The organism is Citrobacter sp. UYEF32 (assembly GCF_040546205.1).
Taxonomy (GTDB): Bacteria; Pseudomonadota; Gammaproteobacteria; order Enterobacterales; family Enterobacteriaceae; genus Phytobacter; species Phytobacter diazotrophicus.
In genome coordinates this window covers 82,146-96,930 of the sequence record NZ_JBEPNI010000004.1, presented here as the reverse complement: position 1 = coordinate 96,930, position 14,785 = coordinate 82,146, and the positions used below count along the sequence as shown (strand labels likewise).

Below are 14,785 nucleotides of genomic sequence, written 5' to 3'. Positions count from 1 at the left end.
TCAATTCCCCACCTGAGCGTTATTTGAACCTTCATTTTTGGCCACACCGTGACGGATAAGATCCATTATCTGCTGAACTTCAGAAGAAGTTTGGGTTTTCCCGCCTTCGTCACGAATGGAAGCCTGGATGACCCCTCCCTGATCAACATCACGCAGTGATGTCATAGGTTTGAGCATCAGATCCGTCTGAGCGTTAAAGTAACCTTCCATATAACCGTTTCCCCAAACCGGACTACTCCACGTATTAGCAATAAGTTCATGGACTTTGTGATCAATTCGGGCACGATAATACTCCTCTCCCTCGGGCGAAAATGTGCCCTGCAATCCGATGGCTAACTCAATAAACTGATCTATTTCCGCGATGAACGCATCACCTCTAGCCATATATTCCTTACGTACATTAGGTATGTAACTAAAGTCAGGTGTATGGTCTTTCTTATCTTCAGGTAGCTGAATCAGCTTGCAACTAGGTACTACACCTAACAAGTAGGCCTGCAGAAGGCTAGGGAAAACCCGTTCGACAGCTCGCTCTGCCCATCGATCGATAGCTGCTGGTTGTACCATTCGTTCTAGGAATCGGTGGAATATATCGAATATTTGCACTATGTGGCGGTCGCGACGACGTTGGGGGGTTGGTACCAAAACCACAAAACCGATATGTGTACGGCCAACGCGTGATGAGGCTTGGATATACTCCGCAATATCAGAAGGCATACCTGCAAAAAACATGGAGTTAAACTCATCGACATCAACACCATGGGAAATGGCTGATGTAGCTATTACTGAGCGCAGTTGCTCTCGAATCGGTGGAAACGGTTGGCCGGGAGCCACGCGGTGTTGCGCTGTATCTACGACAGCTTGGATCTCCCCCTGCTCCACTGACCCAGTGATAAGACGGGTATCGAGCCCTCTCAGTTCAATACTCTCGTTGAGATGGCGCTTGCGGGTCTCTTCGGCTTCAGCTGCCATAATTTGATCTCCGCCCTTTTTATTAGTGACGTAGGTAAGAGCGATTCTATGCAGGTCAATTAATGTGGCTAGCTGGGAAGCATTTGCTGCCAATAAAGCTTGTTTGTGAAGTTGCTCAAGCGGCCCTTTCGAAATATGGTCTATCAAGCTCTGTTGAGCTGACTGGAATTGGGTAGGGCTACCATTCACCAAGCTATCAAAAAGCCTAGTGATTGTAAGATGAAACCCAGACAGCACTGCTACACTGGTGGAAGTATGCGGCTTCCCGTTGGTCATAAAGGCGGTATATACCCGTGCTTGTTGGCTCGCCACTTCGATATCTGGATGATTTTTGCGTTGCTCTTCGTTTGATCGTGCAGGTTTTGCATAGAAGGACTCGTACAAGGACGGCCCCGGCTCTGGGAATTGAGTGGCTGGAATCGAACGTTGGTAAAGATGTTCAAGTTGCCTTTCGGGGGCAGATACAGTTGCTGATGCTGCAATGATCTTAGCTCGGCGTCTTTGGCCTCGCTTATCTACCGACACCTGATCTTTAAGTGGTTTGGCTAAATATTTGAAGACTGTGTCTAACGTGGACTCGAACAAACCCGCAAACGTCCCGAGTGATTCGTCTAGTAGGTGAGCTTCATCCTGAATAATGAGACTCGGGAATGGGTCTTGAAAGATTTGCTTACCTGTCTCGTATGCAGGGTACACACCTTCCATGTTTTTAGCAGCAGGTCCAGCCACGAGTTCACGGTTATCCTTTGGTATATATAACCGTCCGTTGATGGGGTTTACCCATGGAGCAGCCCCAAACATGCCATAGATCCTACGAATTGTATGATTTGAATGCCCGATTAGTGCTAGTTTATCGACTGTGCCGAGTAACACTGAGGGGGACAAGTCATAGATGTCCTCATCAACGATGTAAAAAGGCAGCGGTTTCCACTGTCCAGCGTTGGAATCGCACTGAATATTTGTACAGACATGTCCTAGAGTCTGGTCTCGGTATTCCAAAAATAAACGAAGAGCAGTTTCCCCTCCACAGAATGGGCATCTAGGTAATTTGCGCCAAGCACGCATGGATGCCATATATTTGCTATCGTTCTCGCGTAGCAATAACTCATCCTGAATAGAGGGAGATACCTCTGATACCGAAGGAATACTTTTCACCCCTTTAGCATTATGTCTGTTAGGCGAGCCTCCGCTACCAACCCAAAAACCGATTGAAAATTTGTCTCCGCCATAAGAATAGCGATTGCGCATACGCTCACTATGTGCCAGCACTCGAGCACAGCGTTGTGCTTGTTGAATCGTCAACAGCCTCAATGGATAACGAATAAGAGCTGTTACGCCTCTGAGCTTACCGCGCAGACGATCGAGCATCAGATTGAAGACCAGAAGCCCAAAAAACGCCTCAGATTTGCCACCACCAGTTGCAAAATATAATAACGTAACTGCATCATCACGACGCTCGTCATAGAAGTGAGAGAACTCTTGTATACGTGAAGCAATTGCTGGAACGTTGGCAATGATGAAGGCTATTTGGAAAAGACGCCATTCATTATCATCCTTTTGAAAGCGATCCATCATAAAGTTTGCCATCGCTTCATTCATGGCTAACCAAGCCTCGTATACTATTGCTCTCCGATCTTCCTGACTGCCACGTTTTCGCCATGTGTCACGTGACTCGCGAAGACACTGTAAGCCAACTTCGATAGCCTTCATCTCAGATGTCCACTTTTGATGGTCTTTCTGGAAGGCATTCTTTTCGCGAACGATACTCGCTGTATCGGATGAATCTAGCCCTTCATCTAGAGTGACTTGAGAGGGGATTTTCTCCAGCCACTCTTGCATAGCGAGGACAAGATGTGACAAACCATCTAGCCCGTCAGGTTGAGCAAGCGAGCGCATTTTTCTCTGAACGTCACTAATACTTGTAGGTATAATTCTCGGCTGTGTATAGCGAGGCGTCCAGGTTGTCTCGAATAATCGCTGCGAAGAATCAGACTGTCTTTCAATAACACCACAGTTATGGCCCATTGCAGGATAGGTTAAATACTTATTATACCGATATGACGGATCAATGCGCTCGAGCTTGAGTGGATGATGAAGTGATTTTGGTAATTGCACTTGAAGTGACACAAGAAATATTGATTCTTCAGTCTCTTCGCCAAAATGCTGCGGCATTTTGCTGATATTTTCTAGCGCTATGAAAAAGCTGCGTTTCGAAGGTTCTAACCAGTCAGGTAATAATTCAAGATTCCACATTAGCTCTATTTGTGGCATCGCAATATGTGAATTAGAATTACGAGCCAAATCGAGGAAAGATGCCCAGTTGTGATATTGACTTGCCGGAACCATCAGATTATGGCGATAGCCCCATGCTTTCCCCCCCATATTAGGTTCGCCACTTTGAGCCCATTCTTGAAGCCTTTTGGCTACAGCTTCGTTCATTTGTGCAGCATGGTCATTGAGATCATGCTGGAGTTCATCGCGGCTCTTGGCGGTATCAAGAGATAGCATAGGGAGTTGCATCTCAAGCCTCATCCATTTATGTGGAATGGAGAGTGGTTGAAAGTGCTCGTCTTTAATAGGAAGCTCACCGCTTGCTTGGACGAGGATCCCTTCCATCACGCTCTCGCCTGCAATGTCAGCATCTTCGTTTATGGCATCCCCAATATCAGTACCTTTTTGTGTACCGTCTGTAGTCAGAAGATTCCGGGGGATCCCTTTAGCTACATATACATCATCAATGACTTTGGCTCTAATACTTGTCCAATCAGGGTGCTTCCATTTCGAGGTACATGTTCCTTTAACTTTTTCCCATTCATCATCAAGCCGCTGATTACGTTCCTTCTTGATTTCTTCGACTATTGACCGACGCAACAAGAAAACTGGTCTACAATTCGGACGTTTAAGGTCTTCGGTATTGGGCAGTACGCGCACATAGAGGCTTAGCTGGGGTTGAATCTTAATTACCGTTGAGGTTACGGTATTAAGTTGCATTTGTAATCCATGTGACGAAATCCAAATAGGCGAAGTTACTTCATCATCGCCAGTTATATTACGTTGTGGTAACAAAAAACCGGAGTTAAGCAGTGCCCTCGGTCGAGCTCCAAAAAGATACTTTCCTGTAGGCCCCTGACCGCTAAGCTGCGCATAAGTTTGATTTAGCAAGCTGTCAACTACGGCCTCTTTTAGCGTAGAGGAGATTTCGTCGGGATTTGCTGGGTCGGTACGCAAGACGGACATGCTCATCAGCTTAACTCCTTTATTGGACTAATATGCTCTATAGTGGCCACGCTCTCACGTGCCATTGCGAACAACTTATTAATGGTATGCCGTTTGATACCCGAATGAACCATCGCTGACTCAGGTTGTAAGAGCATATAGGCATAGATATCGGAGACATGTCGCCCATCCAGTCGGCGAGAAGTTCGCACAGCAGTGATTACTCGCTGCCATTGATACGCAGCTTCCAATTCAGAAAAGCCAAGTACCTGAGCGAATGCTCTGAAGACTGCTTCTTCTCTTGGTGCTTGCGGCCTCAGCTTCTCAAATGGTGTCTCTGGGGAATGCCCGAGATCAATCCAATGACGCATAGACTGCTCATCGGGTAATCGACCTTCCAAGCCCCCATCAAATATCAGCATTTCCTCGCGAATAGCACGAACTTTATCAGCTACAGTAAGTTGTGCGAATCGCTGCTCAAGGCATCTTTGTACCCGTTCATGGTAGCTGCGGAGAGCTGATTCGAACGTCTTGTCAGATTGAATAGCTATCCCGGCATCTTGTAGGGTCTGTTCAACAACCTCTCGTAACTCTGCTGACATGACGAAGACTTTATCACCGATATTCAGAAAACGAACTGGACTAGATCTAAATCCTGCATCTGTAGCATATTGCGAAGCCGGATCGTAGACATATACTTCAGATGTATCACGGCGGTAATGCGTCACCTCGTTATCGAAACGGATGATCCACGAATGGGGTGATATCGAATGCTCGTTCGATGAGAGCTCAGACGATAACTCAATTCGAAAGGTGGGCAGCATGTAGTTGCCAGTAGAAAGAATAGAGGCATCTTCAGGCAAATCATTTAGTTGTGATAATATGGATTTAATACGTGGGCTGTAGCCTTGGAATTCTAACATCTCTTCAACAATTGGCTTGAGTGTTGCACGAAGATATTGACCTGCCCGAAGTGTCAAAAGGAGTAAAAGGCGCTCGGGAATTCGATTATCAGTCAGCAGTAAGCGAAGAGAATCCTCGTTGAGTCCAGCAAAAACAATCGTGGAGCTTTGCAGATTTTCTAGTTGTTCTTCTAGCTTAGTTGCAGGTATTAAACATATACGTTTGCGCAACTGCTCATAAGTGACGCCAGATGGAAATTGGTCATAATCTACAAAGAAACGCTCAGCCAAGCGCAAATAAAGTGCATTGGTGAATACTATCGCTATGTTTTGATTGTTAGTAGTTACATTCGCAATAATTGCAGCTAGCTTATGAGCAAAAGGAGTTGCGTTGTAATAATTTCCAAAGAGCTTAGTACCGTGGTTAAGATTTTCCATTAAAACATGGTGATTACCTACAACACCGAAACTACGATCGAATTCTTGAACAGCAGCCATATGCATCGGCCAGTCGAAGGCTTTCCGAGTACGTTCCGAAATATCTTGGCCAGCAAGATACTCGGACATGTGCCTAACACCGCAAGGTAATGCGGCAAGACGTGAGATAAAGGAGGCTGCTTCAAAAAGTGGCTTAGCCTCATTCCTTCCGACAGACAATTTACTAGCGATACGAAAAAGCTTGTTAGCTACCTTAGCTGCATCTGCATCCACAATGCAGATATCAAATTCACGGAAGGTAGGATAAACGCTCTCGGAGCATCCTGGTGGAAGGAGCCCGTCAGCGCCAACAGCGCTAGGAATACCGATGACCTTGAATTCGAATGGAGTATGCCACCGGTATTTCGGGGCACTTTTTTTGTTCCTTTCCCATAGTTCGTTCTTTAAACGATATGCAGCATGCGGTTCGTCTGTAACGACGACAATTCCCGGACAAGGTTCTAAAACCTCTTCGAGCATAAGGCAAAAGCGGGCTAAGCGAGCCTTCCAATTTGATGCTTCGTTACGTACATTTCGCGTGGCTTGAACCATAACCACTTCCGGCTTACCCAACTTAGCAAGCTGTTGACAGGCCTTACGGAGCTCTTTCTCCGACATCCTCCCATCCAAGGAGAAAAGCGCGTCAGGTGCAGTGCCCGGATCACCGATAACCGAACAATTCATTTTTAATGCATTAGCGTGTGATCGTCTAGTAAGCTTCGCTCGTATAAAAGCAAGAAGTCGTGAGTCGCAGGCTTCCCAGCGGGTACTCATGGGAGTGGCCATAAACAATGGTAGTAATTCACCAATAGCTGGATTGAAAGGCTTTGGCGATTCCTGTTGAAAACATCGGTCATTTAATGAAAATAGAAACGCATCCTTGTCTGGCATTGAATGCGTGACTTTCGGATTGTCTTTGTTCTCAGCCAAATTTCTGGCAATATTTAACAGGGATAATCGGTCGAAGTGGAGATGGTTGAGTCGATGGAATACATTATTTTTTATAGGGAATAGAAGACCCCGAACTCCTTGTTTATCTCCCTCATGCCAGCGAGCGAGGGTGGCTAGGGCATGAATAAGAGTCAGGTTATTGAACGATGCAGGCCATACCATTGCTATGTGGCGTGAGCGGTATTGTGCAGCATGTAGATATAAATCTGAGAGAGCAATCAAAGCAGACGAAATATCACTCTCCTGTATATCACCGTCTTGATATATAGGAATTAGTGCAGCACGTGAGCGCTGCTCGATGGTTGTCGGCTCTAAAGCTTGTAGATAAGAAACAGACTCTGGCTGTGGTAGAAGAGTCTCAGGCTTGTTAGTAGTTTTTGAACATGTAACCCTTTTTCGATTATCAAATCCCGCAAGTTTTTCTCGCCTGGTTCTTTGTTTTTCCAGGAGCTCGCTGAGTCGTCTTCTAGTTTCCTTGAATCTTGGCTTCAAAACTACTCCCCCTGAGTTATTTCAGAAGAAAACAGATAATTTATTTATCTTGAAGAGCTTTATGCACAGCGCTTTGCATATCAAGCCCTTGCCCAAGGAAGCTTTTGAGCCGTTTGGGGTCGGGTAGCAGAAGTTGGCTAAGTTCAAAAATGGAAACATTATTCGCTCCGGAAATACAGCGAAAATAGCGATCCACTGCGGGCGTAGTGAGTAATTGAACCAATAGCTCTGGCGTCAATACCGGATCAGGAGTTACCTGCTCAAGAATGACAGTGTGATTCTCGCCGACAAACCCACCATATGTATCAAATAGTAACTTAGGCACTGCTGCGGCAATTAGTCGTCGATGTTGGTCGTTGGACGTCACACGCTGTAGCAAAACACTAGGTCTCCGTATGATCGAACGATGATTTTTTACTCCCATATTTACAAAACAGTGTTCTTGGTTAGCTTTAGTAGAACCAGTAAAACGCAGTTGGCCATTTGGGGCAATGTCGCTCGACCAGAGCAGGGGCACAACAGTACCTTCGTTTGCTTGGTCTATTTTACTTGCTGATGGATAAGTAATGCGCGTATCTCTATTCCATACGAATGCACCGATACGAGCCACGTATCCGTAATCAGTAAGAGTAGCACTTGATACTGCTGCGTTTTTGAGCAAGGCTACATCACTTTCCATACGCGGAATTGGCCATGTAAATCCAGAGTGAGGGAGAGAGCAGCAACCAATATCAAGATAATAGCCACTACGATCGACGACCGAAACCCTTGTTTGATTTGTGTGAATACCGTTGGCATTTTCACGGCGTACTATAGTTAATGCTGTCTCCTGTTCGACATCGATAAACACACCGGAACGTTCAGAGACCATACCGATGCTAAGAACAGTGGTTTGCTTCGTAAGGAACGAGCGAAGTTTCGAGAAGTTCCGTCCAGAGAGGAAGCTGGTTGGTGTCACTAGTGCACAGATACCATCATATGCCATCAGCTTGACGCACAGTGCGATAAACAAGGCATACAAATTCGGTTGCGCTTCAATAATATCGACGAAACTGTCGCCGTAGTGCGCTATTTCTGTTAATGGAACCTTTCTAAATGGTGGGTTACACACAATAATATCAAGTGTTCCAAATAGGTGTTTAGCCTTCAATAATGAATCACCTTGATAAATCTGGAAACTAGGTTTTTTCCCCGTTGTGACAACTTCATCATGGAGAGTCATTAACAGAAAATGTTTCGAAAGCTCACAAAGGACTCTATCTTTATCAAATCCAAGCAAGTTTTCCTGCACATGCTCGATAATTTGTTCAGGTTTCACTTCTTGCTCGCGCAGAGAATCGCGCATGCGTATTGCAATTGGCACTAAGAATGCTGCTCCACCGCAAGCCGGGTCACAAAACTTTCGAACGGAGAAATCCACTCCGCTTTCTGATATGTCATCCAATAGACGCATAGTTAGAGATGGTGGTGTGAAAAACATCGCCAACTGTTTGCGGCGCTCTTTACTGGAAAGTTGGGCGTAGGCCGAAGAAAGCCAATAAGTTGCCTCCAGAAAGTTTTGAACTTTAATAAACTCGACGAATTTTTTCACTGATGGATGAGACTGTAACTGAGAGTTTACTTTGAGGCCACAGCCCGGCACTCCACTGAATGACTCTTTACACCAATAATCCAAAATACTGCCAATAAGTTCGTCAGACTCAACTTCCGAGTCTTGCATGGCGAGACGAAGAGTGTGCATAAGGCGAAGAAAATAGGTTTTGGTGACCGTTATCATCTGCTTTTAGTTGTTGGTTATGATCATTGTAATGACCCACAGCTATCACGATAAGATAAAAGGTAAAGCTAGGATCGTTTTATGACAAATTTTTTCTGCGGCGATCAAAAATTGCTTATATAGCATTGGCAGCAAATTGATAAAACGCTAGTGAGATATTGAAGCCAACGCTTGTAGAAAGGCTACCATACATATTTTTTTGGTGATAGATAAGATTTAATTTGACCAACTCCCTCGTGGTTAACACAGCGCGAAGTTAGTGATGTCTTCATCAGCAATGTAAAGACATCCACATGAAGGCACCTTTTTTCTAAGAACTGATTATCAGCATTCTTCGCGAAGCCGAAGTGCTTCCCTGGAGATATACCGCAAGCATGCTATCTCCGATATCACAGTCTAGACATGATGTAAAAAGTTAGGGGTATTGACATGTCGGCAGTAAAGCGTCTAAAGACTTTTGAAGCCGAGAACTCCAGCCTGAAAAAGCAATGGGCAAAAGATGTGCTTACAAAGAAGCGTTGGAGGCAGTGCTGAGCCGAAAATATTGACGACAGACCAGAAGCGAGAAACCGCGGCATTTATGTGTGCTGGCAAAAAGTCTAGCCTGCAGAATGACAGGTTTGTTCCTGTCGACCAGCATCACCGATCTACCACTGAAAAACCGACACTTTGGTAAGCGGCGCATCTTGCTGCTTCTGTGGCGTGAAGGTCTTTGCATTAATCACAAGTGATTTACCCCATTTATCATCTTAAGGGACTGGCAATTGAAAAGCTTCCCTTCCAACACTAACTATGACATGGTCGATGGATTTTGTCATGGATGCGCTCGCTATTAGGTGCCGGATTAAGTGCCTCACCTGTACGGATTATTTTACGAAGGAGTTCCTGAAGTTCACTGCCGCATAGGGATTTCGGACCTTCAGATATAGTGGATATTTGACAGTATTGCCTTGCCTCGTGGCTATCCGGGACCGATAATAATCGGCTAGGTTCGTGAATTTACCTGCTGTGCTCTTCAGCCATGGACTTTTGAACATGGCGTGGAGCTGCGACTAATCTGTCGCATAAGCCGACACGTAAGAACGTGTTTAAAGAAATTTTTAACGGTCATCTTCATGATGAATGCTTGAATGAACAATAGTTCAGGCATTCATCATATCTGAAAATTATTAATGACTGACAATAAGACTATAACGAGTGCAGACCTCATTCTGCACTCAATTATCAGCTATATCAGAACTTGCAGCACGATGGCTAAACGGTGAAACTATAAACAAACCGACATTACTGGCTGATCGTTGTATCTAATACTGGGGGCAGGTCAAATAATAACGCATGGGATAGTGCTCGGAAGCCAAAAATTGGGCACTGTCACTGTTGTTACTTATATGAAACATGGCCATTTGGGCTGTTCTGCGCATCTCAAATAATCTTGTTTACCGATCCAGCTCTCTAAAGAACCTCTCCATATCACCTTATATTCTCTATAGTTTAAATATTATAAGCCATACACATTTATATAAAATTGTCCCTTGCCATCCTCTGTTTTCTGCACCCGATACGTAATAGGCAACGAGTCCTTCATGTTTGGTTTGGCGAAAGTTAGATCAGCAGCACACTGATAAACGTCAAGACCTGACTCATGGCTTACCGTCCGGACATTTTCTACAGAAATACGTACATCCTTATCCAGCGTCATTCCTTTCTCTATCGTTTTCCGTGCTATATCAACGACCAGATTCTTGGCGTCATCGCTATTGCATTTTGGTGTCCTATCGCCGCAGCCTACTATTAAACCCGCTGCAATCAGTACCAGAAGTATATTTATTTTCATTTGTTATTTTCCTTCAAATCAAAGTGCCGTTTTATTATTTTTTGCTGTATTGACCATCCATTGCGCCTGCTGCCGAAGCCTCGCAGTATCCTCCGCAACCACGAGTCATTACGCTGGTTTTTCCATTATTCATTTCACTGAGCACAGCAACACACTGGCTGGAACTGTCATTCCAGATCCAACGGCGTTTCTGATTCTCACCAGCAGCTATTTGTTGTGCTGTACCTTCCATGTTGCAGATCCCTGAGCCATCTTTGGTTGATGCGTTGATGCTGAACTCTGCATTACCGTTCATTGGCTTTAGCGTTAAAACTGCACCGGGCTTAGCGTATTGAGCTGCGATTGTCGGGAAGGCTAAGGCTGTCAGTACTAATGCAGTAACAATTCTCTTCATCATTAAATATCCTGTTAGCTAATACGAATGTTTTTGGTGATTTTACCCAGTGCCAGCGGCCTGCGTTTTTCCACAAAGAAATACACAACGTTGAAAGCTGATTTACGGTGATTCCCCCGACCCAGGGAGGGCCAGTTACGGAAAGATTCGATCTGTTCTTCTGAATAGGGCGTGTCAGAGAAGTCAAACAGTACAAGCAGGGCTTTACCGTCGTGCTTCATTAACTTCTTCACTTCCGTGCTGTTTACGGTTGCTGAGAGATTGGAACGAGCTGCTGTTGGCTTACGGACTGCAAACTCAACGGCCACATCGTCAATCACAAAGTCAATGAAACCATGCCCGGATACCGTTCCAGGTAGCCTGCTTTTAACTTCTGGCGAGACGTTATCCGCAAACCAACCCAGTAAATAGCAACGTACTAATGGCAGTAATTCCCGCTCGCTACATTCATTCAGACGTAGTGTTTTGACAAATTCACGCCGATAAAGGGAGCTGAAAAAGTACTCAAAGCAATCCGTTATCTCAGTAATGGTGGTTGCCACAATGTTCCCCTTTCTGTCCACCTTTGTTCTAAGGCTCACCTGCTGGTCACTCAGCTCGTCAGTCCTAGTCTTGTTTGTTCTATAAGTGAGTATTTATTGGATTTTAAGGTCATTAGTGATGTTCATGCAAGAGTAAAAAAGACCCAAACTTCCGCTTATGGACGGACGGGAGAATAAATGATGGTTAAACTGGTGGCAGATTCAGCTGATAAGCTGGTAGGACAGCGTATTCAGAGCAGACGTAAAGAAGCCGGGTTAACCGCAGCTGAACTTGCAGAAATTATCGATATATCTCAGCAACAACTTTCCCGCTATGAACGAGGAACGAATAAGATAAATATTGCGCATTTAGTTAAAATTGCAGTGTCTCTAAAGACACCAATAAGTTGGTTCTTTATTGATTGCATGGATGATCTGAATGTTTCTAATATCCCGTCTGACTATCTATCTGGGCTTGATAAAGAATTAAAACAACGCCTCGATCAAATCTGGAACAAATTGGATTACGGCAAAAGGAAAAACCTTCTCCTTTTTTTAGATGAATTCATAAAATAAATTTAAAATTAGTTTCTTTGTGAAATTATTTGCTTTGAAAGTATATTCCTGGTAAAATATCATTACTGGATAGTGTCATATTATTCAGTGGCTGATACATAAACTAATAGCCAACTTAGCGTTTCATTTTATATCCCTTCTGGCGGGAGGACGTCCATCGTCTGAAAATTCAGTATGGGTTAGGTTTAATTAGTATTTGTGTCATCAACCCAAACGCATATTTACCGGAATAAATACAATGAATATTATCCGTCAGGAAGGGCTGTCCATGCCCGTAAGTCAGGAACTCATTAATATTATACTGGCTGAGCTCAGTAAAAAGCCGCCTGTGAAGCCTAATATCCGTGCTGTTACATTGCTGTTCAAAGATATCAATTACAGCGCTGAAAATGGTGGGTTTCATCCGGTGGAAATAAGGCTTATTTCCCGCAACGATGAATGGTATTTCGATTACATCACTGACTTCAAATATATGGGGACAGACCCGGAGCTCGAAAAGGAAATCGATATCAGCTGGAGCCAGCGCTATGTCTTCCTGTCTTATGCCGGTGATTTACCCCCAGAGGAAGGGCGTGACATTTTTGCACTCTGGCAGAGAAACTTCGTTCATTACCACTTCCTGAATATCTACACCCTCACCGTTATGTGGGAAAGCTAATCCCGCCACACTGACAGCTAATTATTGATGGAGACATTAACTGTGACTGCTAACAGAGGGATACACGCGTCTGTACAGGGAGAACTTGACTGTCTTTGCGGCGCGTACTGTGTGGTGAATATGCTGAGCTGGCTGTATGACGGTCGGGTGAAGCGAAAACCACTCATGAACCGACTTCTTCAGGCCTATCAGCAACGCTGGCCTTTGCATGAATGGCTGACCGAAGGGATAGATGAAAACCGGCTCGACTGGCTGATTACTCAGGTACTCCGGAAAGGTCACTACCACCGCCAGTTTCCGGTCCAAATCAGCAAACCTTTCGACGGAATTCGCGGTCTTGTGGAAGGGCGGGTTTTCAGTGAAATGAGGCGGTTTCTGGCGGTCACAGACCACTCCCGCCTGATTATGCTCAGCGACCAGTTTCACTGGTCCCTTATCACCAGAATGGACGAAGAAACGCTCTGGTTTTTCGACAGCAACGGGCGAACCTCCATGCCCCGTAAGGCCTTCTCCTTACGTGCTGGCGCGACCCGGCGCCAGTTGTTTCCCGAAGCCATTTACTTCATCGAACGGGAGTTCTGAACATGACGACGTTTACCCTGCGTGAAACCCGCATCCTCGACCAGGCCCGCGATATTATCAGCCGGTGCTACCAGCGTGGCGTTCAGCTTTGCTCTCCTGATGATGTACGACGGTGCGTAATGTATGAAATGGCCCTGCTGGAGCATGAGGAGTTTGGCATTATCCTGCTCGATAACCAGCACCAGTTTCTGCATCGGGAAATGCTGTTCCGGGGCTCGTTAAATACGGTCAGCGTTCATCCCCGGGAGGTAATCAAGCGGGTACTCAGGCATAACGCCGCCGCAGTCATCCTTGTGCATAACCACCCCAGCGGCGAGGCTGAACCCAGCAAGTGCGATATCCAGATAACTAAGCGGCTGCAGGAGCTACTGCAAATGCTGGATGTGCGGTTGCTGGACCACTTTATTGTGGCCGGGGCTGAGACGGTGTCACTGGCTGAACGAGGGCTGGTGTGATGCAGACAGTTACCTGGTTTAATACATGTTATAGCAGGTTAAACGCATGAGCAGGGCTGCGCTGCGTCAGGTCGCGCCGGTGGTGGAAACCACCGTGCTGGACGCCTATATCAGCGGTCTTGCCCCGTCGGGACGGAGGGGTATCACCAGCCTGTTAAACCGCAGTGCCAGCATACTTAAACGCGGTGCGGATGCAGCCAGCTACCCCTGGGAGCAACTTAGCTTCGCCGCTGTCGCTAAAGTACGTGCGGCACTGCTGGATGACGGTTACGCCGTGTCGTCGGTTAACATGGCGTTGTCAGCACTCCGGGGCATAGCGCAGACGGCCTTTAACCTCAATTGCCTGGAGGCGGACACCCTTGCCCGTATACGGGCAGTCAGGCGTGTCAGTGGCGATAACCAGCGTAAGGGGAGGGCACTCAGCCGGGAGGAGGTTCGAGCACTCGTTCAGGCCGCTAAACGGCATCCGCAACGTATCCGCTGCTGTCGTGATGTCGCCATTGTTATGGCCCTTTGCGGTGCAGGTTTGCGGGCCGGGGAACTGGTCAGCCTTGAGCACCGGGACTATAACAATGGCATTCTTACAGTGAGGCAAGGGAAGGGGCGTAAATACCGGGAGATACACGTGGCGGCAGCGGTAGATAAAGCCATCCGCGCATGGATTAAAGCCAGTGGAGTGAAAGAGGCCGGGGATGCATTGTTTAACCGTGTTCAGCGCAACGGCAGGGTTGTCAGCCAGCCGATGACAACGACCGGTTTAACCGGCATCCTGGCGCAGTTACAGCATGATGCAGGCATAGCGCGTTTTACTCCTCACGATATGCGCAGGACCTTCATTACGCGCTTGTTAGAGCAGGGCGTGGATATTAACACTGTGCGCCAGCTAGCAGGCCATAGCGACATATCCACAACTACCCGTTATGACTGCCGTGGTGAGAGCATAAAGGTTAACGCAAGCAGACGTATATTCGACTAATTCTG

General features: G+C 46.1%; 11 protein-coding genes and 1 pseudogene. 6 read left to right on the top strand and 6 right to left on the bottom strand.

The features are described 5' to 3' along the window. The 3 genes from ABIB59_RS11905 to ABIB59_RS11895 are packed head-to-tail and all read right to left on the bottom strand — an operon-like array spanning position 1 to position 8,784. Positions 1-4,212 (bottom strand): DEAD/DEAH box helicase family protein, encoded by a 4,212-nt coding sequence (locus tag ABIB59_RS11905; RefSeq protein ID WP_354035569.1) that lies wholly within the window; start codon positions 4,210-4,212, stop codon positions 1-3. Beyond that, positions 4,212-7,007 (bottom strand): hypothetical protein, encoded by a 2,796-nt coding sequence (locus ABIB59_RS11900; RefSeq protein ID WP_354035567.1) that lies wholly within the window; start codon positions 7,005-7,007, stop codon positions 4,212-4,214. Before ABIB59_RS11900 ends, ABIB59_RS11905 begins: the two co-directional genes overlap by 1 nt. A 40-nt stretch (positions 7,008-7,047) precedes the next feature. Further along, positions 7,048-8,784, bottom strand: coding sequence for an HsdM family class I SAM-dependent methyltransferase (locus ABIB59_RS11895; RefSeq protein ID WP_354035565.1), 1,737 nt, complete (start codon positions 8,782-8,784; stop codon positions 7,048-7,050). 317 nt (positions 8,785-9,101) lie between these two features. Between ABIB59_RS11895 and ABIB59_RS11890 the strand changes: the two are divergent. Further along, a pseudogene (locus tag ABIB59_RS11890) lies at positions 9,102-10,092 on the top strand (integrase core domain-containing protein). A 190-nt stretch (positions 10,093-10,282) separates the two neighbouring features. Here the strand turns inward: ABIB59_RS11890 and ABIB59_RS11885 are convergent. Genes ABIB59_RS11885 through ABIB59_RS11875 form a run of 3 tightly spaced genes read right to left on the bottom strand, consistent with a single transcriptional unit; the run spans position 10,283 to position 11,554 of the window. Next, positions 10,283-10,618 (bottom strand): hypothetical protein, encoded by a 336-nt coding sequence (locus ABIB59_RS11885; RefSeq protein ID WP_354035563.1) that lies wholly within the window; start codon positions 10,616-10,618, stop codon positions 10,283-10,285. Between the two features lie 34 nt (positions 10,619-10,652). Beyond that, entirely contained in the window at positions 10,653-11,012 is a 360-nt protein-coding gene (locus ABIB59_RS11880) for an acyl-CoA dehydrogenase (protein ID WP_354035902.1), read from the bottom strand. Positions 11,013-11,026: 14 nt separating this feature from the next. Continuing rightward, positions 11,027-11,554, bottom strand: coding sequence for a hypothetical protein (locus tag ABIB59_RS11875; RefSeq protein WP_354035561.1), 528 nt, complete (start codon positions 11,552-11,554; stop codon positions 11,027-11,029). A 180-nt stretch (positions 11,555-11,734) separates the two neighbouring features. On the opposite strand from ABIB59_RS11875, the gene ABIB59_RS11870 reads away from it, so the two are divergent. The 5 genes from ABIB59_RS11870 to ABIB59_RS11850 all read left to right on the top strand — a co-directional run bounded on the left by ABIB59_RS11870 (position 11,735) and on the right by ABIB59_RS11850 (position 14,780). Next, a complete protein-coding gene (locus tag ABIB59_RS11870; protein WP_354035900.1) occupies positions 11,735-12,109 on the top strand; it encodes a helix-turn-helix domain-containing protein in 375 nt (124 codons plus the stop codon). Positions 12,110-12,347: 238 nt separating this feature from the next. Next, the gene (locus ABIB59_RS11865) at positions 12,348-12,767 is read left to right on the top strand and encodes a DUF2787 family protein (protein ID WP_223807084.1); all 420 of its coding nucleotides are present in this window, start codon (positions 12,348-12,350) and stop codon (positions 12,765-12,767) included. Between the two features lie 165 nt (positions 12,768-12,932). Next, entirely contained in the window at positions 12,933-13,349 is a 417-nt protein-coding gene (locus ABIB59_RS11860; RefSeq protein WP_354035559.1) for a hypothetical protein, read from the top strand. A 2-nt stretch (positions 13,350-13,351) separates the two neighbouring features. Beyond that, positions 13,352-13,804 (top strand): RadC family protein, encoded by a 453-nt coding sequence (gene radC / locus ABIB59_RS11855; protein ID WP_048993054.1) that lies wholly within the window; start codon positions 13,352-13,354, stop codon positions 13,802-13,804. Between the two features lie 46 nt (positions 13,805-13,850). Continuing rightward, positions 13,851-14,780, top strand: coding sequence for a tyrosine-type recombinase/integrase (locus ABIB59_RS11850; RefSeq protein WP_085045297.1), 930 nt, complete (start codon positions 13,851-13,853; stop codon positions 14,778-14,780). Positions 14,781-14,785: the final 5 nt, after the last annotated feature.

Coding starts and splice junctions, on each gene's coding strand:
- ABIB59_RS11905 (WP_354035569.1), bottom strand. CDS start 4,212: ATGAGCATGTCCGTCTTGCGTACCGACCCAGCAAATCCCGACGAAATC.
- ABIB59_RS11885 (WP_354035563.1), bottom strand. CDS start 10,618: ATGAAAATAAATATACTTCTGGTACTGATTGCAGCGGGTTTAATAGTA.
- ABIB59_RS11850 (WP_085045297.1), top strand. CDS start 13,851: ATGAGCAGGGCTGCGCTGCGTCAGGTCGCGCCGGTGGTGGAAACCACC.
- ABIB59_RS11880 (WP_354035902.1), bottom strand. CDS start 11,012: ATGAAGAGAATTGTTACTGCATTAGTACTGACAGCCTTAGCCTTCCCG.
- ABIB59_RS11865 (WP_223807084.1), top strand. CDS start 12,348: ATGAATATTATCCGTCAGGAAGGGCTGTCCATGCCCGTAAGTCAGGAA.
- ABIB59_RS11870 (WP_354035900.1), top strand. CDS start 11,735: ATGGTTAAACTGGTGGCAGATTCAGCTGATAAGCTGGTAGGACAGCGT.
- ABIB59_RS11895 (WP_354035565.1), bottom strand. CDS start 8,784: ATGATAACGGTCACCAAAACCTATTTTCTTCGCCTTATGCACACTCTT.
- radC (WP_048993054.1), top strand. CDS start 13,352: ATGACGACGTTTACCCTGCGTGAAACCCGCATCCTCGACCAGGCCCGC.
- ABIB59_RS11860 (WP_354035559.1), top strand. CDS start 12,933: ATGAACCGACTTCTTCAGGCCTATCAGCAACGCTGGCCTTTGCATGAA.